Below are 20,263 nucleotides of genomic sequence, written 5' to 3' on the forward strand. Positions count from 1 at the left end.
GCTCGGCGAAATTCGTGCTTGATTTAAATATATGGATATCCGTATATTCGGTTATCCATATTTACCGAGCCTCCCATGATCACACCCCCCGAAGTCTTCAAGAGCCTGTCTGACGAGACCCGCGTGCGGGCCACCCTGCTGATTGCCGATCAAGGTGAGCTGTGCGTCTGCGAGCTGATGTGTGCGCTCGACGACAGCCAGCCGAAAATCAGCCGCCACCTCGCCCAGCTGCGCAGCAGCGGGTTGTTGCTGGATCGCCGCCAGGGCCAGTGGGTCTATTACCGCCTCAATCCGGACCTGCCCGCTTGGGTTCACGAGGTTCTGCATGTGACGTCCAAGGCCAACGCGGGCTGGCTCAAGGGCAACGCTTCACGCCTGCAAAACATGGATGGCCGGCCCGTGCGCGAAGCGGCCTGCTGCTGACCCCTGATCGAGTGAGTGTTCAATGTTTGTCGCCGTGGCTGTTTTTGTATTCACCCTCGTGCTCGTCATCTGGCAACCCAAGGGCCTCGGCGTTGGCTGGAGCGCCACGGTCGGTGCGCTGATCGCGCTGGCAGTGGGCGCGGTGTCGCTGCAGGACATCCCGACGGTATGGGCCATCGTCTGGAATGCGACCGCCACCTTTATCGCGGTGATCATCATCAGCCTGTTGCTGGATGAAGCCGGTTTCTTCGAATGGGCCGCGCTGCATGTGGCGCGTTGGGCGAAAGGCAGCGGCTATCGGTTGTTCGCCTTCTGTGTCCTGTTGGGCGCTGCCGTGTCCGCCGTGTTTGCCAATGATGGCGCGGCGCTGATCCTCACGCCCATCGTGATGTCGATGCTGCTGGCGTTGCGCTTTTCCCCCGCCGCGACCCTGGCGTTTGTCATGGCCGCCGGGTTCATTGCCGACACCGCCAGCCTGCCGCTGGTGGTGTCCAACCTGGTGAACATCGTCTCCGCCGACTACTTCGGGCTGGGTTTCACCGAGTACGCCTCGGTGATGGTGCCGGTGAGCCTGGTCAGCGTCGCTGCCACCCTGCTGGTGCTGTTTGTGTATTTCCGTCGCGACGTGCCCCCTCGTTATGCGCTGGATGCGTTGCAAGAACCCAAAGCGGCCATTCGTGACCGCGCCACCTTCATCGTCGGTGGCTGGACGTTGTTGATGCTGTTGGTCGGCCTGTTCGCACTCGAACCACTGGGCATTCCCGTCAGCGCCGTCGCGGCTGCCTGCGCGGCCTTGCTGTTCGCGGTCGCCGCCAAGGGCCACCGAATCTCGACGCGACGGGTGCTGCGCGAAGCCCCGTGGCAGATCGTGGTGTTCTCGCTGGGTATGTACCTGGTGGTGTATGGCCTGAAGAATGCCGGCCTGACCGATTGGCTCGCCCGGGTCCTCGACCACCTGGCCGGACAAGGCCTGTGGGCCGCTACCCTTGGCACCGGCCTGCTGTCGGCGTTGCTGTCGTCGGTGATGAACAACATGCCAAGCGTGTTGATCGGCGCGCTGTCGATTCAGGCCAGCAACGCGGATGGCGTTGTTCGCGAGGCGATGATCTACGCCAACATCATCGGCTGCGACCTCGGCCCGAAAATCACCCCCATCGGCAGCCTGGCCACGCTGCTCTGGCTGCACGTGCTGGCGCGCAAAGGCATGCGCATCACCTGGGGTTATTACTTCAAGGTTGGCGCGCTGCTGACCCTTCCGGTTCTGTTGATCACCCTCTCGGCCCTGGCCCTGCGCCTGAGCCTTTGACAACCGCCCCAAGCGAAAGGAGCACCCCATGCGAGTCCTGTTCATGTGCACGGCCAACAGCTGCCGCAGCATCCTGTCCGAAGCTGTGTTCAACCACCTGGCCCCCGCTGGCTTTGAAGCGGTGAGCGCCGGCAGTTTCCCCAAGGGTCAGGTGTTGCCCCGCAGCCTGACGACCTTACAGCAGGCCGGCATCTCCATCGACGGCTTGCACAGCAAAGGCAATGACGCCTTTGAAGGCAACCCGCCAGACATCGTCGTCACCGTCTGCGACAAGGCAGCGGGCGAAGCTTGCCCGGTGTACTTCGGCCCAGCGTTGAAATCCCATTGGGGGCTGGAAGACCCGTCCGACGTGCGCGGCGACGAAGCGCAAATCGAGGCCGCGTTCCACGCGACACTGGCGACCATCGAACAACGCTGCAAAGCCTTCCTCGAACTGCCTTTTGCCCAGCTCAACCGCGACCAGCTCAAGTCTGAGCTCGATCGCATCGGCACGCTCTAATCTCAGGAGGATTCATGTCAGAACACCCACCTAACCTCGACCCTAGCCTGTTCCCAGATTTGCCAGCATCAGGCCACAAACCACGCATCCTGTTGTTATACGGATCGACTCGCGAGCGTTCCTTCAGTCGCCTCCTGGTTGAAGAAGCCGCGCGCCTGCTGGAGTGCTTTGGCGCCGAGGTGCGTATTTTCAACCCCAGTGGCTTGCCCCTGCCAGACGATGCCCCGGTGGAACATCCTAAGGTGCAAGCGTTGCGCGAATTGGTGTTGTGGTCCGAAGGACAAGTCTGGTGCTCGCCGGAACGCCACGGCGCGATGTCGGCCGTGTTCAAGGCGCAGATCGACTGGATCCCCCTGGAGCTGGGCGCCGTCCGCCCGACCCAGGGCAAGACCCTGGCGGTGATGCAAGTGTGTGGCGGCTCCCAGTCCTTTAACGTGGTCAACCAACTGCGCGTGCTGGGGCGCTGGATGCGCATGTTCACCATCCCCAACCAATCCTCGGTGCCCAAGGCCTACATGGAGTTCGATGAGGCCGGACGGATGAAACCGTCACCGTTCTACGACCGCGTCGTTGACGTGATGGAGGAACTGGTGAAGTTCACCTTGCTGCTGCGAGACCAACAGAATTTTTTGGTGGATCGTTACTCGGAGCGAAAGGAGACGGCGGAGCAACTGATGGCGCGGGTCAATCAGCGTTCGATTTGAGGCGGTCATGTCTACCGCGAAACCCCTCAGCGTCTTCTCGCGCTATGGCCGAACATTAATGACCGGCCGTATTTGACAAGACGCCGGGGTTGGATACAGTGATAGCACATGGATATTACCAGCGAGGCTACGAGCCCAGATGGTCAGCCGGTCTCAATCAAGGAGTGATTAGATGCGTTTAAAACTTGCCGCCATTGTTTTTGCCTTCGTGTTATCCGGCTGCGAAACCTCTTCCCAGTTGCAGCCGGTCTCCAGCATCAAGCCAAACGTTGCCAGTGAAGGGACACTGACCAATGAAAAGTTGGCGTCTGACACCACCGCCGGCCTGCAGAACATACTCGGCGCACCCGCGTTTACTGCAGAAACAAAAATACTGAAGTTCGTGATCCAGCAACCTGTTGGCAGCCCTGGCGCCAGAGCTTGGCGGGAAATGTGGGTTGTCGAGTCGCAAGGTGCCCGTTCTTCGTTCTTGATAACCTTCAAAGAAAAGGGCATGGGCAGCGCTGATTTTGAAATAAAGAAAATGAATCAGCAAAGTTCTGCGCCGCCTGCAGATTGCCCTCAAAAAATCGGCGATTACAAGGCAGGCGAAGCCACTTCACAGCAGATCCGAAGCTGCTTGGGTTCGCCATTTCATGAGAACAAAAACCCGGATGGTCGATACGTCTATCTTTATAAAGTCCAAAGCACTATCACGGTGGCATTTTTATTTGATACCTCAGGCAAACTGATCAACACCCAGGCGTATAAGCAAGACTGAGCACCTGGTGCACAGCGGCCGCTTCAAACGCTGCTCTTCTTCACTGCCCACTGGCAATGACTGACATGCAGATTGAGTGCAAAAGATGTAGTCAAGGTTGCGTCCTGGCAATGCGTGTCCACGCCGCACAGATCTTGTTGTGGGTATGCAACGAATGTGAAGCGACGTGGTTTAGTGAAGAGGAGGTGAATGTCGGTCAATTTGAAGACTACGGAACGTTCATGAACGGCATTGGGCGCAGTGATTTATGGTCAGAACTGGAGCCGCAATAAAAGCGCTCCACTGCCCCCATTGTCCAAGCGCCCCACCCCCCTTATCCTCAACGCTCCCCGTCCCCCGCGCACACGGAGCCGCCATGGACCTCGCCACCCTCTCCCTCTTCCTCCCCGCCTGCTTCGCCCTGAACATGGCGCCCGGCCCGAACAACCTGCTGTCCGTGAGCAACTCCACTCGCTACGGCTACCGCACTTCGTGCCTGGCGGGTATCGGCCGTCTGCTGGCCTTCGCCGGCATGATCGCGCTGGCTTCTGCGGGTTTGGCGGTGGTGCTGCAAACCTCGGAGCTGTTGTTCTACGGGATCAAGATTCTGGGGGCGGCGTATCTGTTTTATTTGGCCTTTCAGCTATGGCGCGCCAATCCCCAGGCAGAGGCGGAATCCGCTACGGCCAAGGTGGGATTGTGGGCGTTGGCGCGTCAGGAGTTTCTGGTGGCAGCGGGCAACCCCAAGGCCATCCTGATCTTCACTGCATTTCTCCCGCAATTCGTGGTGCCGGGCCAGCCGATCACCCCGCAATTCGCCCTGTTGGGTGCGATGTTCCTGGCACTGGAATGGATTGCCATCAGCGCCTACGCCTACATGGGCCTGCACATGCGTCGCTGGTTTGCCGAGCCCCGTGGCAAGCGGATTTTCAATCGTTGCTGCGCGGGGTTGTTGTCGGCGGCGGCGACAGTGTTGTTGATGGCGCGCAGGGCCTGAACCCGCAGGCACTCAGGCGCTTGACGCCACACGCGTGGTGATTGCTGCGAGCCATTGCGGCTGCTGCTGAATGAGGGGCATCAGCCCGTTATGGCCCGCGTCGGGAATGACCAGCAACTCCTTGTCCTGGGCGTGGGTCGCTGCCCCCAACAGCCGCTCGGGGATTTCCAGCGGGATGACGTCATCCTGCTCCCCGGCGATCACCAGCAGCCGGCCCTTGAACCGGCTGAGAATGTCCCACGCATCGCTATCGGCCCAGCTGCGGTGCTGGCGGATGATTGCCGAAAACGAAGGGCCAAACGGCACCGTGTAAGCCTCGGGGGTGTAGATGCCCGGCACCACCAGAATCAACGTCTGGGCGCCCAGGGTTTCGCTCAACCGCACCGCGTTATAGGCGCCCATGCTGATGCCGATCAAGGCGCTGGGCTGCACCCCACTGTGTCGAACTACCGACAGCGCCTGCTGGTCACGCCGGTGAAGGGATGAGTCGGCGAACACACCACCGGTTTGTCCATGGCCGATGCAGTCCAGGGCCGTAGAGCCAATGCCCTGCCCGTGCAGCGTGTGTCGCACCTCGGCGAATACCGAGCGGCAACGCGCGCCGCCGCCGTGGATGCAAAACAGGTGAGGGTTGCGTTCGCCTGTCAGGGTATCGGCGTGCAGCGTGTAGTTTTCGAAGGCAACGGTGAATTCGAGCGGTTGCATGGGGTGCAGGATTCCCGGTGGGCAGGCAGACCGCGATTATGCCCGATCAGGTGGCAGCGTCACCGCCCGCCTTTAAAACTAGCTAAGCAAGTTAGCTATATGCTAGTTTCTTCCTCCTCACAACGCCTCGCCCATGAACCGTGGACTGCCTCTGCCCATGAAGTCACCCAAAAACCGACCCCCCGAAGACCCACGCCGCCTGCAAATCGCCAGCGATACCGTCGGCCAGCAGCTGCAACAGATCGCCATCCTCACGCGCAAGTCCGCCAGTCATCTGGGCACCGCCCTGGGTATCAACCAGACCGACGTGGCCGTGTTGGAACACCTGATCACCGACGGGCCGCTCCCCCCCACCGAGCTTGCCACGCGCCTCTCGGTCACCACCGCAGGCATCACCCAGGTCATCGACCGACTGGAACGCGCCGGGCATGTGGTGCGCGAGCGTCAGCTCGATGACAAGCGCCGGGTGCTGGTGCGCCCGGTGCCTGAGTCGGTGGCCCAGGCGTATCGGCACATCGCGCCGATGCTCAACGGGCTCAGCAGCGTGCTCGGCGCACTCGAGGGCGACGACCGCAGGGTGATCGAGGCCTTTCTCGGGCAGGTGATCGAGGTCTACCGCACCACACTGCCGGGCAATGCGCCCTCCTCTCACGAAGGTCAGGACGCCTGATGAAACCACAAAAAATCCTGGTGACGGGCGCCAGCATTGCCGGGCCGGCGCTGGCGTATTGGTTGTCCCGACAAGGTATGGACGTGACCGTGGTGGAGCGCGCCCGCACCTTTCGCGACGGCGGACAAACTATCGACGTGCGCGGTGCAGGCCGTGTGGTGGTGCAACGCATGGGGTTGGAGGGATTGATTCAGGCCAATACCACCCATGAGCAAGGGATCGCCTTCGTCGACGTGCACAACCGAACCAAAGCATTCATTGGCGTCAATGCCTTCGACGGTGACGGGCCCATCGCTGAGTTGGAAATCCTCAGGGGCGAACTCGCCAAGCTGTTGATCGGGCACAGCCAAAACCGTGTGACCTACCGCTTCGGCGACAGCATTGAAGCCCTCGAAGACCATGGCGACAGGGTGCACGTGCGCTTCGAACAGGGTGGCGAGCAGGTCTACGACTTGGTGATCGTGGCCGAGGGGATCGGCTCCACCACACGCAGTCAGGTGTTTGGCAGCGAAGTCGAGCGGCGCCCGCTGGATCTCTACACGGCCTACTTCACCGTGCCTCGACAGACGAGCGACAGTGACGTGATGCGCTGGTGCAACTTCCCCGGGGGGCGTTCCATCTGCCTGCGTCCTGACAACCTGGGTACTACACGGGCGTTTCTATCGTTTCAACAAGCACCGAGCGGCTACGAAAAACTGCCCCGGGCCGAGCAGATCACCCTGCTCAAGCACGTGTTTGCCGACGCCGGCTGGGAGGCACCACGGGTACTCGCAGCCCTGGAGAGGGCGACTGACCTGTATCTGGATGCAGTGGGCCAAGTGAAGATGGCGCGTTGGTCCAAAGGCCGTATCGCGCTGGTGGGTGACGCGGCGTATTGCGCATCGCCCATCAGTGGCATGGGCACCAGCCTGGGGCTGTGCGGGGCCTATGTGCTGGCCGGGGAATTGGGGCGCCACACGGATCACACTCAAGCATTTGCGGCGTATGAAAACCTGATGCGCCCTTACGTTGCCCAGGCGCAAAGCGTGCCCAAATGGGCGCCCAGGTTGGCATCGCCGCACTCACGCGCCGGTATCGCACTGGGCCACGCGGTGTTGAGGATGGCTACCGCGCCAGGGTTAAGAACCCTGTTCGGTAAAATCCTTTCGCCGAAAGCGGACGCGATAGAGCTGCCGATTTATGACGATCAATGACCGACATTGGCAGCGATATTCCGATACTGCCCCTTGAAGTACAGCAACGGCTGCGCCCCAGGCGCTTGCAGGTTCAACGCTTTAACTTCACCAATCACAATCAGGTGATCACCTGCAGCGTGTTCAGCGTGAATTTCACAATCGAGCCAGTGCAGGCTGCCGGCGATGATCGGATTGCCCAGCGGCGACGTGTGCCAGTCCACGTCGTGCCATTTGTCCGTGCCTCGCCGAGCGAACTGATTGGAAATACCCACCTGCTCGCCCGACAGGATGTTGACTGCGAAACGACCGGCCTCGCGAATCCTGGGGTAGCTCGCCGAACTGGACATGACGCTGAATGACACCAGCGGCGGGCTCATCGACACGCTGTAGAACGACTGGCAGGTAAAGCCAATCGGTTCGTCATCAAGGTGGGAGGTAATCACCGTGATACCGGAGGCGTAGTGCCCAAGCGCTTCGCGAAAGTGCAGTGGCTCGATAGCCGTAGGGAGACGTGACATAGAAAGCCTTGAATAGTCGGTGGCGTCGAACGGGCAAAGTGAGGCCGGAAGAAGGCGGGTGAGGGTTAACTCCACCGCCCTCCTCCGGCGTTCGCTCAGCCTTGGTTCAACAGCTCTCTGCGAACGATTTCTGCACCGGCGCTCAGGGCATTCAGCTTGCCTCTTGCCACATGACGAGGCAGAGGGGCCATGCCGCAGTTCGTGCACGGGTAAAGCTTGTCGGCGTCCACAAACTGCAGCGCTTTGCGCAGGGTATTGGCGACTTCCTCAGGTGTTTCAATGGCATGGTTGGCCACATCAATGGCACCGACCATCACTTTCTTGCCGCGAATCAGCTCGATCAACTCCATGGGTACATGGGAGTTGTGGCATTCAAGCGAAATGATATCGATGCTGGATTTTTGCAGCTTGGGGAACGCCTCTTCATATTGGCGCCATTCCGACCCCAGCGTTTTCTTCCAATCGGTGTTGGCCTTGATGCCGTAGCCGTAGCAGATATGCACGGCGGTTTCGCATTTGAGGCCTTCGATTGCACGCTCCAACGTGGCAACGCCCCAATCGTTTACCTCATCAAAGAACACGTTAAACGCGGGCTCATCAAACTGGATGATGTCGACACCGGCCGCTTCCAATTCCAGGGCTTCCTGGTTGAGGATCTTGGCAAATTCCCACGCCAGTTTTTCACGGCTCTTGTAGTGGTTGTCGTACAGCGTGTCGATCATGGTCATCGGGCCAGGCAGTGCCCATTTGATCGGCTGGTCTGTTTGCTGGCGCAAGAACCTGGCATCTTCAACAAACACCGGCTTTTGACGTGCAACGGCGCCGACCACGGTCGGAACGCTCGCGTCGTAACGATCACGAATCCTGACGACCTCGCGTTTCTCGAAATCCACGCCACTGAGGTGTTCAATAAACGTCGTCACAAAGTGCTGGCGAGTTTGTTCACCGTCACTGACGATATCAATGCCCGCCTGCTGTTGCTCTTGCAGCGCCAAACGCAGGGCATCGTGTTTGCCTTCAACCAACTCATCATCTTGCAACTTCCAGGGCGACCAGAGTTTCTCGGGTTCTGCCAGCCAGGACGGTTTAGGCAAGCTGCCAGCGGTTGAAGTAGGTAACAACTTTTTCATCATGAACAACCTTGTACGTTTAATTAATCAAAGCGCGCAGTTAGCGGACCACTGCTCAAGCACAGCCTGGTAGGGTTTGATGAAGTTTTCCTCAACAAACTTACCCTGCTCAATCGCCAGGCGGCTGCGTTCTTCTCGGTCGTAAACAATCAGTGTCAGCGAGTAATCCTGATGGCTCAAGCTTGGCTGATAGGATTTACCGGCGGCCGAATTCGCGTTGTAAATCTCGGGGCGATAAATCTTCTGGAAGGTGTCCATAGTGCTGATGGTGCTGATCAGCTCGAGGTTCGTGTAATCCCCCAGCAAGTCACCCGAGAAGTAGAACGCCAACGGCGCAACACTGTTGGGCGGCATGAAATAGCGAACCTTCAAGCCCATTTTCTGGAAGTACGCGTCTGTCAACGAATACTCATCCTGCTGGTATTCCACACCCAGCACGGGGTGCTGGTTTTCTGTCCGGTGGTAGGTCTTGCTGCTTGAAACGCTCAGGCAAATGACAGGCAGCTTGTTAAAGTTGGCCTTGTAGGCACTTGAGTTCACGAAGTGCTTGAACAGCTTGGCGTGCAGGTCGCCAAAATTATCGGGGGTGCTGAAACCTGCACGATTCTTATTATGCCCCAGCAATAGCACGCTGAAGTCGTAATCGCGTACGTAAGATGAGAAGTTGTTTCCTACAATTCCTTCGATACGCTCGTCCGTTTTGCGATCCACAATATTGGTTTTCAATATTTCAATCAGCGGAATGGCGTTGCCGGTGCTGCCGGAGTTTACGTCCATTTCAACGGAGATAATTTCAAGTTCGACCGCGTAACGATCACCCTTTGGATTATCCCAATGCGCCAGGGCATTGAAGCGGTTATCAATCATCCGCAGGGTATTACGCAGGTTTTCCTGGCGACTCTTCCCACGCGCCAGATTGGCAAAGTTGGTGGTAATGCGGGTATTTTCGGAAGGGTGATAATGCTCGTCAAACTGAATGCGCTTGATAGCAAATGTAAAGTCTGTACTCATTTTAATTTCACACCCATACACCCGAAGCAACACCTGAATGTATCGACTGATAGCTTCTGGTGTTGCTCAGCAATATTAATAGTCTCAATCATTGAGGCTATTTTAGGTCGAGCCCTTGCTCCATAGATAATGAATTGATTTCACTGAATCTTTAGCGCTCCTCATGGTGTGTACGATTGCGCTCAAGCCTTCAACTGTCATGATTTGCGCCCATGCTTGAAGGGCAACAGCACGGACTCACAGCAGCCAGGCAAGGAGCATTTCAATGATTCGTAGGGCACTACCTTCTGATGCAAACGCCATTGCCCAGGTGCATATCCGCAGTTGGCAAGAGGCCTACCGTGACCTGATGCCGGCCGACTACCTGAGCGCGCTGGATACCACCCTGGCTCGGCGTGAATCGTTCTGGGCCCGTTCGATTGAATCGGACGAATCCGGCGTATGGGTGGCGGAGCGGGACCAGCAGGTGGTTGGCTGGGTATCCGTCGGAGTCAGTCGCGATGACGACGCCGAGGTCAATACGGGTGAAGTCATGGCCATCTATGTCCTGGCCGGGTACTGGGAAACGGGTGTCGGGCGGGCGCTATGGAACGTCGGCGTGCAGCAGTTACGGCAGCAAGGTTTTACGCGATTAACGCTGTGGGTGTTGGCGCTGAATGAACGGGCTATTCGGTTCTATCGCAGCGTTGGATGCGTTGAGGAACCGGGTAGCGAGCGTAACCTGATAAGGGGCGGTATAACCCTTGCGGAAGTGAGGTATGGGTTGCTCTTGCGCACATAACTTGACCTTGTTCGCGTCAGGATTGCGAGGTTTGGGATGGGGGCGCGCCCGGCGCGAGCAAGCTCGCTCACTACAGAACCCGACGCTCCACAGCATGCACCACCTGCGCCGCCATCCCTTCAACAGTGCCCTCCCCGTCAATTCGCAGGACAGGCACGGTCTGTTCTGTAATCCACGCTTCGTGCCGCGCTCTGTTGCGTCCGGAAAAGTGGGGATCGTCATACTGCGAAGCCCATTCGCGAAAGGCTACGTGTATCTCGTGCATGTCGCCACCGGGTGCGATGCGCGCCCCAAAACGTGCCTGCTCACGCGCAGCCAGCCGCTCGAGGCGCACCGAGGTTGGCGTGTCCACAAACACGATCAGATCGGCCTCGGCGATCAACGCGTCGCCCCACAGGTTGCACGAGCCCGTCAGCACCCAGTCATCGTCCCCGCGTGATTGTTGAATCAAGCTCACGCGATCTTCAGGCGCACGTTTCGTGGTATAGGGCGGGTCCGTGGGCATCCAGTAAAAGTCATCGACATCGACTTGTCGCAAGCTGAGCAACGTCGCGAGGGTGCGCCCCAACGTCGTCACGCCCGAGCAGGAAGCGCCTGTGATGTAGATCCGCATGTGCACTCCAGGAATGTAAAACGACATTGGATGCTACAAGAAAAGTCGACCATCCTGGACGAACGCTTTTAAACCTCAGTGGAGCGCCCCATGACCCGCGATCAACTCGCCGCCCTTTACCAAGGCTACATCGAATGCCTCAACCGCCAGGACTGGGCGCACCTGGGCGATTTTGTGCACCCACAAGTGAGCTACAACGGCACCACCGTCGGCCTTGAGGGCTACCGCGCCATGCTCGAACGGGATTTTCGCGAGATACCCGACCTGGTGTTTCGCATTCAATTGCTGGTGGCCGACCCGCCCACGGTGGCCAGCCGGTTGAATTTCAAGGTCAGCCCCAGGGGTGAATTTTTCGACCTGCCGATCAACGGCAAGACAGTGACCTTCGATGAAAACGTATTCTACGAAGTCATCGATGGGAAATTCGCGCACGTCTGGTCCGTGATCGATAAGGCGGCGATAGCACAACAGCTTTGATGGAGGCGCCAGCCATGGAGAACCCGCTGTTCACCTTTACCACCCAACCCTACCCGCCACGCCAACGCTTCGAGGTGTGGCGGGAGGAAGTGAACGCGATCTTCGACATCACCATCAGCGAGCCGGACTCCACGGCCTTCAATTACCGCCTGGCCACCGGCTACCTGGGCGCATTGCTGATGGGCTGCGGTGCCTGGGATGGCACCGGCGCCCCGGTCCCCTACCGGGTCAAGCGCTCGGCCCAGATGATCCGCCGTGACCATCTCGACCATTACTACCTGTGCCTGGGCTTGTCTCACTCGATCAACGGCACGGCGGGCCGCACGTCCCTGGCCGCCGGCAATTCGCAGATTTACATCCTCGACCTGGCCCGCGAACTGGACTGCCTGATCACCGCCGGCGACACGGTGATTCTTACCATCCCCCGCGACCTGCTGGCGCAGAGCCTGGGCCATAAAGACCTGCACGGGCAGGTGTTGCAAGGCGGCTTGAGCGAACTGCTGGCCGACCACATGCGCGCCTTGCAACATCGCCTGCCACGCCTGGTGCCAGGGGAAATCCCCCACGCGCAACAGGCCACCCTGGGCTTGGTCTCGGCTGCCATCGCACCGTCGCTGGCGAACCTGCACATGGCCGCACAGGAGATCGACCACACCCTGCTCAACCGTGCCCGTCGCCAGATTGAACAGCACCTGCGCAACCCCGAGTTGTCACCCGCCTTCCTGTGCCAGCAGTTGGGCATTTCGCGAGCGCACCTGTACCGCTTGTTCAGCCAGGAAGCCGGTGTGGCGGCGTATATCCAGAAGCGTCGGTTGAACCGGGCACGGGTGATGATCCAAAGCGACAGCGGCGCGCGGCATCGGGTCTCCGGCCTGGCGTTCCAATTTGGGTTCAAGAGCGATGCGCACTTCAGTCGTGCGTTCAAACAGGCTTTCGGCTATTCCCCCCGAGAGGCCCGGGACGTGGCGGGCGTGCACCTCAAACAGGGCCAGGTGAGCCGCCATGATGGCTTTTCGCTGCGATCCATCCTGGGCCAGATGACACCCGCGTGAGACAGCCAGGCAAGTAATTGAGACGCTGGGACAGGAAGATTTTTTCCGCGTTTTTTTCGCCGTTTTATGATTGGCCTCAGTTTCAGAGCCCTGAATCAACGGAGGAAATCATGGCCCGTCGTGCACTCATTCGTAACGCCATCACCCCACTGGTCGCCGCGGTTTTGCTGTCAGGCTGTGCCGGCGGCAACAACGGCCTCAGCAGCCTCAACGGCCTGTCCATACCCGGTATCCAGGGCAAGTCAGGGCCGGACATTTCGTTGTTCGACACCACCTACGTGCGGACCCATATCGTGTCCGGCAAGACCACCGCCCAACAGCTCAAAGCGATGTACGGCGAACCGCAGAACCAGTCGATTGCATCCGACGGCACCGAAACCTGGGACTACTCGCCTTCCACCACCGCCAACGCTTCCATGCGGCACTTGCTCGGGCTGGTGTCCAACCATATCCCCGGTAACACCTACGACAACGCGATAGACACGCGGCGCACCGCCATTGACAACATCGCCCCCGAGCAACAGAACCGTCGTCTCAATATCCACCTCAACAATGGCGTGGTCAGGGACTACACCATCATGTAGCGCCCGCAAGCACAGCCATTGTCTAGACTCCATGGACCCATCCGCCCATGGAGCCAGACAATGAACCACAAAAACACCCTGTGCCTCTGGTACAACGGCACCGCCCTCGAAGCCGCCACCTTCTACGCCAAGACCTTCCCGGACAGCGCCGTGCACGCCGTGCACCATGCCCCCGGTGACTTTCCGTCGGGCAAACAGGGCGACGTGCTGACCGTCGAATTCAGCGTGATGGGCATTCCCTGCCTGGGCCTCAACGGCGGCCCGGCGTTTTCCCATAGCGAGGCGTTTTCGTTCCAGGTGGCCACCGACGATCAGGCCGAGACCGACCGTCTGTGGAACGCCATCGTCGACAATGGCGGGCAGACCAGCGCCTGCGGCTGGTGCAAGGACAAATGGGGCCTGTCATGGCAGATCAGCCCACGGGTGTTGACCGCTGCGGTCACTCACGCCGACCCGGCGATCGCCAAGCGTGCCTTCGACGCGATGATGACCATGACCAAGATCGACATTGCCGCGATTGAAGCGGCGGTGGCCGGTCGTTAGGGCTTGGCCGCCCCCAGCGCAGCCATTGCGTCCCAGGCATAGCTGGCTGCGGCTTCGAACCGGCTATTCAGATAAACCCGTGGCCGTTAGGCTTGCCGCCTAAAGATTACGGGCTGCCTGCCGTCATCCTTACATCCCTGAATGGACTCAATGAGGCTTCTGTGCGCGTTATTTCTTCCCTGTTGTTGCTCGGTGGCATCGCCACACTGGCCGGTTGTGCCACCCAAAAATCCACGGTTGACCGCATGTTCGCCAGCACGCTGACCCAGCCGCTGGTAGAAAACAGCATCGTGCGCGAAGGCGACAACCTCAGCTTTGAATTGCTGATGCCGGAGTCCACCGCTGGAGTACGCCGCACCATGCAGTTCGAGGCAGCGTGTTCCTCACCCCAGTTGTATTTGCTGTACCTCGATGGCGCCCAGCGCGTCTACCCGACCGCCGCCGGCCGCTACAGCGGTGCACGCAAGCTGTCTGCCGACCTGCGCGCCACCCTGGCGACCAACCCGACGTTCGTGCGTGCCTGTGCCGACACCCCCAAAACCGACTGGCGCCTGGTGCAGACCAACGAACGCGAGAACTGGGTGTTGATCGACGCCAACAGCATCAAGAACGTCAATGGCGAAACCCGTTTCTGGGCCGCCTTCGACAACCCGTCCGTGCTGAACGACTTGCCCTACAACGCGCCTTACGCGCAAAAACGCGAGCACTTTGCCGTGTCGTGCGCCGCCGGCGCCTACAAGGAACTGGCCGGCTACGACATGGATGCCGACAATCGCGTCAGCGATGGCCGTGTCGACAGTTTCCCGACGCCCCAGAAGATCGCTGGCAGCAACGCCGACTACGAACTGCTGTTCAACAACGTCTGCACCAACCCGGAAAAAATCGCGGCCTTGCCGGCCTTCAAGCCGCGCCTGAAAGCCCCGGTGACTATTGCCCTCACGTCGGTACAGCCGCAAGTGCTGGCAGCGATCACCCAGTTGAACCTGGACAAGCCCACCCGCAGTTTCAAATACGTGCACATGGTCGGCACCTCGACCTACAAAGGCACCACCAGTGAGTTGTCGAGCCAATACTTCATCAGCCAGGACGGGCCCAGCGGCCAACTGAGCGTGGCGAACCGCGGCAAGGGCTACGAGTCGCAATCGGTGAGCTGGCGCAACCTGGTTGAACTGGTGACCAAATCCAACTACGGCGGTGGCAGCATGGCCGAAAGCTCGACCGTGACCCAACTGAGCTTCACCGGTAACTGGAAAACCCTGCCGGTGGGCGAAACCGTGATTTACCAGTTCACCCGCGCCACCCTCAACAACATCGTCGGCAGCTACGGCAAGCCCAACCTCACCCGCTGCGTGGTGGAACGCGAGCTGCAGGCCAGCGAACTCAACCCGAAGCTGCTGGGCACGGCAAAGGCCTTGTCGTGCACCTACGACAATGACGAGTACAAGCGCGTCAGCCATTGGTACTTCCTGACCGACTACGCCTACTTCTTTGAGTCGAGTACCGACAAGAACCCGTTCTACTACTCCGATTCGCGTATCGACACCTTCGAGTAAGTGACCATGAATGACGGCGTCAAGATCGACCCACGGACCTTACCCGTCCCCCACTCGATCAGCCCCGAGGCTCAGGCGCTGCTCAAGCGCCTGGTGGGTGAGGACGGCGTGCCACTGAACGCGCTGCACGCCATGCCCTCATCCGATGACCACGACGGCTGGCGCCGCCTGCAAGGTGCCGTGGCCCAGCATTACGCCGCCGCCAACGCAGGCCAGGAAGCATCGCTGCGGGCCAGCCTGGCGACGATCACCGTGGGCAGCGCCACCGTCCACGTAGCGACGCCGGCCACCGGCATGGCTGACTTGGCCTACATCGATCTGCATGGCGGCGCGCTGGTGTTCGGCGGCGGTGAGAACTGCCGCCTGGCCGCCGCCCGGCAGGCCGACCTGCACGACCTGGTCTGCTACGGCGTGGACTACCGCATGCCACCGGATCATCCCTACCCGGCTGCGCTGGATGATTGCCTGGCCACCTATCGCCATGTGCTCACCCGGCACGCGCCGCAGCACATCGTGATAGGCGGCCGTTCTGCCGGTGGCAACCTCGCAGCGGCGATGGTGCTGCGGGCTCGCGACGAAGGCTTGCCACTGCCGGCCGCGCTGGTGCTGTTGTCGCCGGAAGTGGACCTCACCGAGTCGGGTGACAGTTTCCAGGTCAACCGCACGGTCGATGTGGTGCTGCCCAACCCATTGATGAGCGCCAACCTGCTGTACGCCAATGGCGCGGATTTGACCCACCCGTACCTGTCACCGTTGTTTGGTGACTTTACGAAAGGGTTCCCGCCTACCTTCCTGCAAAGCGGCACGCGGGACCTGTTCCTGTCCAACACCGTGCGCATGCACCGCGCCCTGCTCAAGGCCCAGGTGCCTGCGCAATTGCACGTGTTCGAAGCGATGCCCCATGGCGGTTTCATGGGCGCGCCGGAGGACTTGGAGCTGGCCGCGCAGGTCGCGCAATTTGTGCGAGAACACTTGCGGCGGGCTTGACACAGTCGCCAGGCTCCCCTGAAGATGGGGGCCTTATCCAGGGTGTGACAATTTATGTCTGCTACGTCGTTCGTTAACTTTTCCGTCATTGGCTTGATTGCCAAGGCGCAAGGTTGCGTAGCGCACGCCCTCAAATCGAAGAAACAGTCGCTCATGTGACCGGGGCGCGCTGTCCCGTCAGATGAGCTGACAGGACATTGAGCGCGACGGACTCCCTCCCCCTTTGCACAATTCCCTCTGCCCTTCTGACGGTGACTCAAGCGGTCAATTATCAGGAGAAAGTGCATGTCAGCGTTTCAAGGTATCTGGGTTCCCGTGGTCACGCCGTTCCATGACGGTGCCATCGACTTTGTCGGCTTGCGCCGGCTGGTCAGCCACCTGCTGGAAAAACACGTGGCCGGGATCATGGTCTGCACCACCACCGGCGAAGCAGCTGCGCTGAGCCGCCAGGAACAACTGGCCGTGCTCGATGCCGTGCTGCAATTGGTGCCGGCACACCGCGTGGTCATGGGCCTGGCGGGCTACAACCAGATTGAGCTGCTGCAATTCCAGGCACAGATCCTCAAACGCCCGGTGGCCGGTTTGCTGGTACCAGCACCCAGCTACATCCGCCCGTCCCAGGCGGGCCTGGAAGCGTTCTTTCGCAGCGTGGCCGACGCGTCCAGCGTGCCGATCATCCTGTATGACATCCCCTACCGCACCGGCGCGACCTTTGAGCAGGCGACACTGCTGAACATCGTCGCCCATGAACGCATCGTCGCGATCAAGGATTGTGGCGGCAACCTGGGCAACACCCTGGCGCTGTTGGCCAGTGGCGAAGTGGATGTGTTGTGCGGCGAGGACATCCAGATCTTCAACGCCCTGTGCCTGGGCGCCAGCGGCGCGATTGCCGCCTCGGCCCATGTGCACACCGAGCAGTTTGTGGCGCTGTGGCAGCAGGTACGGGACAACCAACTGGCCGAGGCCCGGGCGACGTTTTTTCAGTTGTTGCCGTTGATCAACACAATGTTCATGGAGCCCAACCCCGCACCGGTCAAGGCCGCGCTGGCCATGGAAGGGTTGATCAGCAGCGAATTGCGCGCCCCGATGCAGCCCGCCAGCGATGCCGTGAAAGCCCGGTTGCACACGGTCCTCAACCCAAACACATAACCTGTAGGAGCTGGCTTGCCGGCGATGGCCTCCACGCGGTGTACCTGAAGAAATACCGAGGCGCCTGCATCGCCGGCAAGCCGGCTCCTACACGGGCCTGGGGCCCACTTGCCGTGCCATCTGCAATCGGTGCAGCGTGATCTCGCGCACGGCCTGTTTGCTCAACTCGATATGTCGCGTGAGCAGTGCCTGGGCCACGTCACTGCGCCGTTGCAAGATGGCCTCCAGGATCTGTGTATGCTCCTGGTAGGTCGCGGCAATGCGCTCGACCTGGGTAAAGTCGAGCCGGCGAATGATGCGGATCTGCTCGGTAATCGCGTAGTGCATGCGGGCCATTTCACGGTTGCCGGTGGCTTCCACCAAAGCGCAATGAAAACGCTCATCCAGCGCAGACACCTCCTGAGGGTCTTGCAACCGTTCATCTTCCGCCACCAGCCAGATACCCTTCAGCGCGTTCAACACCGGATTATCGGATGCCTCCATCCGGCATAACCGGCTGACAGCCGCCAGCTCCAGCACGATGCGCACGTCATACAGCTCTTCAAAATAGGCAAAGTCGAACGGCTTGACCTGCCAGCCGCTGCGGAAATACACCTCCACATAGCCTTCCTTCTCCAGACGATACAGCGCCTGGCGCACCGGCGTTCGGCTGACGTCCATGCGACCTGCCACATCGCCTTCGCTGAAGCGATCCCCCGGCAGCAGGCGGAAGTCGAAAATATCCGCCTTGAGTTGCGTGTACACCTGCTCGGCGAGGTTGTCAGGACGCGGCATGTTCACCCCCGGCTCGCAATAAACGTGCGCCAGCCGCCGAGCTCGGTGATATCCAGCGCTTCGGCCAGTGCCCAGGGTTCACAGATAAAGCCTTTGACGCTACGCCCGTCCGCCAGCACCACGTTGCCGATCCCCAGGGGCGCGGGGATTTCTGCGACGAACTCACCGAAGCGTGCAAGGGGCATGTCCCACAGCTCTACGATGATCGAGCGCCCACTCTCGGCTTTGGCCAGCCCCGGCTTGGGCGGCACGGTACCGGGCAGTGCGTACAGGCGATAGCTGTCAGCCGTGTGGGTTTGCTCCACCAGCACCGCATTGCGCTTGGTCAGCTGGAAGTTCAGCGGCATGCCCGTCAGGTGCGCGCCCACCACGGCCACTCGCACAGATCCTGGCGCCTGCACGGGTACGCCGGGTGCGGGCAGAGAACGCCCGGTCGCGCCCAGGCTGAGGTCGAGATTGGCCTGCCAACGCTTGCCCAGATCAGCCAGCGCCGTGTCATGCCAGGCGGGTGCCAATAGGGTAATGCCACTGGGCAAACCATCGACACGCAACCCGGCGGGAAGCGCGAGGGCCGAGAGGTCTGCCAGGTTGGTGAAGTTGGTGTAGTAGCCAAATTGCGAGTTGTAGCACACCGGCTCCTCGGCCATTTCCGCCAGGGTGCGAAGGGTCGGTGCGGTGGGAACCAGCAAGGCATCAAAACCCGCCAGGCTGTCGTTGATACGCCGGCTCAATTCGGCGCGCAGGTATTCGGCTTTGTAAGCATCACACGCCGTGTATTGACGGCCGTTTTCAACGATACCGCGCACCACGGTGTTGATCGCCTCGGGCTGACGCTCAAGCATGCCTTCCAACGCCACCGTGCGTTCGGCCACCCACGGCCCGTAATACAGCTGATCGGCCAGGGCCTTGAACGGTGTGAAGTCCACCGGGGTAATCACTGCACCCAACGCCTTGAATCGCTCGACAGCCTGCTCAAACACCGCTTGATTCTGGCTATCGCCGAAGAACTCCAGCACGGCCGGGATCGCCAACTTGATCTGCGCCCCCACCGCCACCGGCGCCGTGTTGGGGTTGACCCGCGAGTAGGCGTCGCTGGCGTCGTAGCCAGCTGCCACCTGCGCCACGCGCTCGGCATCGGCCACGGTCAAGGCGAACACCGAAATGCAATCCACCGTGCGGCAGGCGGGCACCAGGCCGGTGTTGGACAGCCGCCCCTTGGTCGGCTTCAAACCCACAATATTGTTGAACCCCGCCGGTACACGGCCCGAGCCTGCGGTATCGGTGCCCAAGGCAAACGGCACCAGCCCACGGGCCACCACCGAGGCCGAGCCGGAGCTGGAACCGCCGCTGACGTAAGCCGGGTCGAAGCTGTTGCCCACCGCACCATAAGGCGAACGCGTGCCCACCAGGCCGGTAGCGAACTGGTCGAGATTGGTCTTGCCCACCAGGATCGCGCCCGCCGCTCGTAGCTTGGAGACGACAAACGCGTCTGACCCAGGTGCGTAGGCAAACTCAGGACAGGCCGCCGTGGTATCCCATCCCGCCGCATCGATGTTGTCCTTGATGGCAAACGGCACGCCATACAGTGGCAACTGGGCCATGTCGCCGCCCACGGCCGCCAAGCGTTCGCCGAGTTCGTCCAATTGCGCCTGCAGTTGCGATGAACCGGCGCGGGCGATCCAGGCATTGTCTTCGGCCGGGTAGGCGTCGACCAGGTCCAGCAAAATCTCTGGCTTGATTGCGCCACTGCGGTAAGCCGACTGCCATTCGCCAAGGGTCCAGCCAAAAACGTTGTGCATAGGAAATTCCATCTTGTATCCAAGTTTGGATTTCCTTTAGCAAAGCCCGGGCCATACAGCCACACCCACTGTTT

The 20,263-nt window shown here is 60.3% G+C and carries 23 protein-coding genes; 16 read left to right on the plus strand and 7 right to left on the minus strand.

Annotated features, from left to right (window positions below; all coding sequences use genetic code 11):
• Nucleotides 1–75: 75 nt before the first annotated feature.
• The 6 genes from AC07SU_RS01205 to AC07SU_RS01230 all read left to right on the plus strand — a co-directional run bounded on the left by AC07SU_RS01205 (nt 76) and on the right by AC07SU_RS01230 (nt 4,668).
• Complete coding sequence (locus tag AC07SU_RS01205; RefSeq protein ID WP_494995929.1) at nt 76–423, plus strand: metalloregulator ArsR/SmtB family transcription factor; 348 nt, start codon at nt 76–78, stop codon at nt 421–423.
• A gap of 22 nt (nt 424–445) precedes the next feature.
• A complete protein-coding gene (locus AC07SU_RS01210) occupies nt 446–1,729 on the plus strand; it encodes an arsenic transporter (RefSeq protein WP_494995930.1) in 1,284 nt (427 codons plus the stop codon).
• A 28-nt stretch (nt 1,730–1,757) separates the two neighbouring features.
• Complete coding sequence (locus AC07SU_RS01215) at nt 1,758–2,228, plus strand: arsenate reductase ArsC (RefSeq protein WP_494995931.1); 471 nt, start codon at nt 1,758–1,760, stop codon at nt 2,226–2,228.
• 14 nt (nt 2,229–2,242) lie between these two features.
• Entirely contained in the window at nt 2,243–2,932 is a 690-nt protein-coding gene (gene arsH / locus AC07SU_RS01220; RefSeq protein ID WP_494995932.1) for an arsenical resistance protein ArsH, read from the plus strand.
• Between the two features lie 172 nt (nt 2,933–3,104).
• Complete coding sequence (locus tag AC07SU_RS01225) at nt 3,105–3,692, plus strand: hypothetical protein (protein WP_494995933.1); 588 nt, start codon at nt 3,105–3,107, stop codon at nt 3,690–3,692.
• 355 nt (nt 3,693–4,047) lie between these two features.
• Nucleotides 4,048–4,668 carry a LysE family translocator gene (locus tag AC07SU_RS01230; protein ID WP_178920529.1) on the plus strand — a complete coding sequence of 207 codons (621 nt, stop codon included), beginning with the start codon at nt 4,048–4,050 and terminating at the stop codon, nt 4,666–4,668.
• A gap of 12 nt (nt 4,669–4,680) precedes the next feature.
• On the opposite strand, the gene AC07SU_RS01235 is transcribed toward AC07SU_RS01230, so the two are convergent.
• Complete coding sequence (locus AC07SU_RS01235; protein WP_494995934.1) at nt 4,681–5,373, minus strand: alpha/beta fold hydrolase; 693 nt, start codon at nt 5,371–5,373, stop codon at nt 4,681–4,683.
• A gap of 157 nt (nt 5,374–5,530) precedes the next feature.
• Between AC07SU_RS01235 and AC07SU_RS01240 the strand changes: the two genes are divergently transcribed.
• The gene (locus tag AC07SU_RS01240) at nt 5,531–6,043 is read left to right on the plus strand and encodes a MarR family winged helix-turn-helix transcriptional regulator (protein WP_494995935.1); all 513 of its coding nucleotides are present in this window, start codon (nt 5,531–5,533) and stop codon (nt 6,041–6,043) included.
• Nucleotides 6,043–7,236, plus strand: coding sequence for an FAD-dependent monooxygenase (locus tag AC07SU_RS01245; RefSeq protein WP_494995936.1), 1,194 nt, complete (start codon nt 6,043–6,045; stop codon nt 7,234–7,236). Before AC07SU_RS01240 ends, AC07SU_RS01245 begins: the two co-directional genes overlap by 1 nt.
• On the opposite strand, the gene AC07SU_RS01250 is transcribed toward AC07SU_RS01245, so the two are convergent.
• From AC07SU_RS01250 to AC07SU_RS01260, 3 genes are all read right to left on the minus strand, one after another.
• Nucleotides 7,230–7,736, minus strand: a complete 507-nt coding sequence (locus tag AC07SU_RS01250; protein ID WP_494995937.1) for a flavin reductase family protein — start codon at nt 7,734–7,736, stop codon at nt 7,230–7,232. The two genes, AC07SU_RS01245 and AC07SU_RS01250, sit on opposite strands and share 7 nt — an antisense overlap.
• Nucleotides 7,737–7,831: 95 nt before the next feature.
• Nucleotides 7,832–8,866, minus strand: a complete 1,035-nt coding sequence (locus AC07SU_RS01255) for a methionine synthase (RefSeq protein ID WP_494995938.1) — start codon at nt 8,864–8,866, stop codon at nt 7,832–7,834.
• Between the two features lie 27 nt (nt 8,867–8,893).
• The gene (locus tag AC07SU_RS01260) at nt 8,894–9,877 is read right to left on the minus strand and encodes a DUF1852 domain-containing protein (RefSeq protein ID WP_494995939.1); all 984 of its coding nucleotides are present in this window, start codon (nt 9,875–9,877) and stop codon (nt 8,894–8,896) included.
• A 265-nt stretch (nt 9,878–10,142) separates the two neighbouring features.
• On the opposite strand from AC07SU_RS01260, the gene AC07SU_RS01265 reads away from it, so the two are divergent.
• On the plus strand, nt 10,143–10,658 hold the full coding sequence (locus AC07SU_RS01265) for a GNAT family N-acetyltransferase (RefSeq protein ID WP_494995940.1): 516 nt from the start codon (nt 10,143–10,145) through the stop codon (nt 10,656–10,658).
• Between the two features lie 70 nt (nt 10,659–10,728).
• Here the strand turns inward: AC07SU_RS01265 and AC07SU_RS01270 are convergent, their stop codons facing one another.
• Entirely contained in the window at nt 10,729–11,271 is a 543-nt protein-coding gene (locus AC07SU_RS01270) for an AAA family ATPase (protein WP_494995941.1), read from the minus strand.
• A gap of 90 nt (nt 11,272–11,361) precedes the next feature.
• Between AC07SU_RS01270 and AC07SU_RS01275 the strand changes: the two genes are divergently transcribed.
• From AC07SU_RS01275 to dapA, 7 genes are all read left to right on the plus strand, one after another.
• Nucleotides 11,362–11,748 (plus strand): ester cyclase, encoded by a 387-nt coding sequence (locus AC07SU_RS01275; protein ID WP_494995942.1) that lies wholly within the window; start codon nt 11,362–11,364, stop codon nt 11,746–11,748.
• 14 nt (nt 11,749–11,762) lie between these two features.
• On the plus strand, nt 11,763–12,800 hold the full coding sequence (locus tag AC07SU_RS01280; RefSeq protein WP_494995943.1) for a helix-turn-helix domain-containing protein: 1,038 nt from the start codon (nt 11,763–11,765) through the stop codon (nt 12,798–12,800).
• 110 nt (nt 12,801–12,910) lie between these two features.
• The gene (locus AC07SU_RS01285) at nt 12,911–13,384 is read left to right on the plus strand and encodes a hypothetical protein (RefSeq protein WP_176995906.1); all 474 of its coding nucleotides are present in this window, start codon (nt 12,911–12,913) and stop codon (nt 13,382–13,384) included.
• Nucleotides 13,385–13,444: 60 nt separating this feature from the next.
• On the plus strand, nt 13,445–13,927 hold the full coding sequence (locus AC07SU_RS01290) for a VOC family protein (protein WP_494995944.1): 483 nt from the start codon (nt 13,445–13,447) through the stop codon (nt 13,925–13,927).
• A gap of 161 nt (nt 13,928–14,088) precedes the next feature.
• The gene (locus AC07SU_RS01295; protein ID WP_494995945.1) at nt 14,089–15,480 is read left to right on the plus strand and encodes a hypothetical protein; all 1,392 of its coding nucleotides are present in this window, start codon (nt 14,089–14,091) and stop codon (nt 15,478–15,480) included.
• Between the two features lie 6 nt (nt 15,481–15,486).
• Complete coding sequence (locus AC07SU_RS01300; protein ID WP_494995946.1) at nt 15,487–16,467, plus strand: alpha/beta hydrolase; 981 nt, start codon at nt 15,487–15,489, stop codon at nt 16,465–16,467.
• Nucleotides 16,468–16,752: 285 nt separating this feature from the next.
• Nucleotides 16,753–17,616: a 4-hydroxy-tetrahydrodipicolinate synthase gene (gene dapA, locus AC07SU_RS01305; RefSeq protein WP_494995947.1), complete on the plus strand. Its 864-nt coding sequence runs from the start codon at nt 16,753–16,755 to the stop codon at nt 17,614–17,616.
• A gap of 87 nt (nt 17,617–17,703) precedes the next feature.
• On the opposite strand, the gene AC07SU_RS01310 is transcribed toward dapA, so the two are convergent.
• Together AC07SU_RS01310 and atzF are read right to left on the minus strand one after the other, a co-directional pair.
• Entirely contained in the window at nt 17,704–18,390 is a 687-nt protein-coding gene (locus tag AC07SU_RS01310; RefSeq protein ID WP_494995948.1) for a GntR family transcriptional regulator, read from the minus strand.
• A 2-nt stretch (nt 18,391–18,392) separates the two neighbouring features.
• Entirely contained in the window at nt 18,393–20,189 is a 1,797-nt protein-coding gene (gene atzF, locus AC07SU_RS01315) for an allophanate hydrolase (RefSeq protein WP_494995949.1), read from the minus strand.
• Nucleotides 20,190–20,263 lie beyond the last annotated feature (74 nt).

Source organism: Pseudomonas sp. GW821-FHT05H12, assembly GCF_059419385.1.

Excerpts from the sequence above, each read along its gene's own strand:
- atzF (WP_494995949.1), bottom strand. The coding sequence starts at position 20,189 with ATGCACAACGTTTTTGGCTGGACCCTTGGCGAATGGCAGTCGGCTTAC.
- AC07SU_RS01255 (WP_494995938.1), bottom strand. The coding sequence starts at position 8,866 with ATGAAAAAGTTGTTACCTACTTCAACCGCTGGCAGCTTGCCTAAACCG.
- AC07SU_RS01235 (WP_494995934.1), bottom strand. The coding sequence starts at position 5,373 with ATGCAACCGCTCGAATTCACCGTTGCCTTCGAAAACTACACGCTGCAC.
- AC07SU_RS01240 (WP_494995935.1), top strand. The coding sequence starts at position 5,531 with ATGAAGTCACCCAAAAACCGACCCCCCGAAGACCCACGCCGCCTGCAA.
- AC07SU_RS01265 (WP_494995940.1), top strand. The coding sequence starts at position 10,143 with ATGATTCGTAGGGCACTACCTTCTGATGCAAACGCCATTGCCCAGGTG.
- AC07SU_RS01290 (WP_494995944.1), top strand. The coding sequence starts at position 13,445 with ATGAACCACAAAAACACCCTGTGCCTCTGGTACAACGGCACCGCCCTC.
- arsH (WP_494995932.1), top strand. The coding sequence starts at position 2,243 with ATGTCAGAACACCCACCTAACCTCGACCCTAGCCTGTTCCCAGATTTG.
- AC07SU_RS01210 (WP_494995930.1), top strand. The coding sequence starts at position 446 with ATGTTTGTCGCCGTGGCTGTTTTTGTATTCACCCTCGTGCTCGTCATC.
- AC07SU_RS01270 (WP_494995941.1), bottom strand. The coding sequence starts at position 11,271 with ATGCGGATCTACATCACAGGCGCTTCCTGCTCGGGCGTGACGACGTTG.
- AC07SU_RS01230 (WP_178920529.1), top strand. The coding sequence starts at position 4,048 with ATGGACCTCGCCACCCTCTCCCTCTTCCTCCCCGCCTGCTTCGCCCTG.
- AC07SU_RS01215 (WP_494995931.1), top strand. The coding sequence starts at position 1,758 with ATGCGAGTCCTGTTCATGTGCACGGCCAACAGCTGCCGCAGCATCCTG.
- AC07SU_RS01250 (WP_494995937.1), bottom strand. The coding sequence starts at position 7,736 with ATGTCACGTCTCCCTACGGCTATCGAGCCACTGCACTTTCGCGAAGCG.
- AC07SU_RS01260 (WP_494995939.1), bottom strand. The coding sequence starts at position 9,877 with ATGAGTACAGACTTTACATTTGCTATCAAGCGCATTCAGTTTGACGAG.
- AC07SU_RS01300 (WP_494995946.1), top strand. The coding sequence starts at position 15,487 with ATGAATGACGGCGTCAAGATCGACCCACGGACCTTACCCGTCCCCCAC.
- dapA (WP_494995947.1), top strand. The coding sequence starts at position 16,753 with ATGTCAGCGTTTCAAGGTATCTGGGTTCCCGTGGTCACGCCGTTCCAT.
- AC07SU_RS01275 (WP_494995942.1), top strand. The coding sequence starts at position 11,362 with ATGACCCGCGATCAACTCGCCGCCCTTTACCAAGGCTACATCGAATGC.
- AC07SU_RS01280 (WP_494995943.1), top strand. The coding sequence starts at position 11,763 with ATGGAGAACCCGCTGTTCACCTTTACCACCCAACCCTACCCGCCACGC.
- AC07SU_RS01285 (WP_176995906.1), top strand. The coding sequence starts at position 12,911 with ATGGCCCGTCGTGCACTCATTCGTAACGCCATCACCCCACTGGTCGCC.
- AC07SU_RS01205 (WP_494995929.1), top strand. The coding sequence starts at position 76 with ATGATCACACCCCCCGAAGTCTTCAAGAGCCTGTCTGACGAGACCCGC.
- AC07SU_RS01245 (WP_494995936.1), top strand. The coding sequence starts at position 6,043 with ATGAAACCACAAAAAATCCTGGTGACGGGCGCCAGCATTGCCGGGCCG.
- AC07SU_RS01310 (WP_494995948.1), bottom strand. The coding sequence starts at position 18,390 with ATGCCGCGTCCTGACAACCTCGCCGAGCAGGTGTACACGCAACTCAAG.
- AC07SU_RS01225 (WP_494995933.1), top strand. The coding sequence starts at position 3,105 with ATGCGTTTAAAACTTGCCGCCATTGTTTTTGCCTTCGTGTTATCCGGC.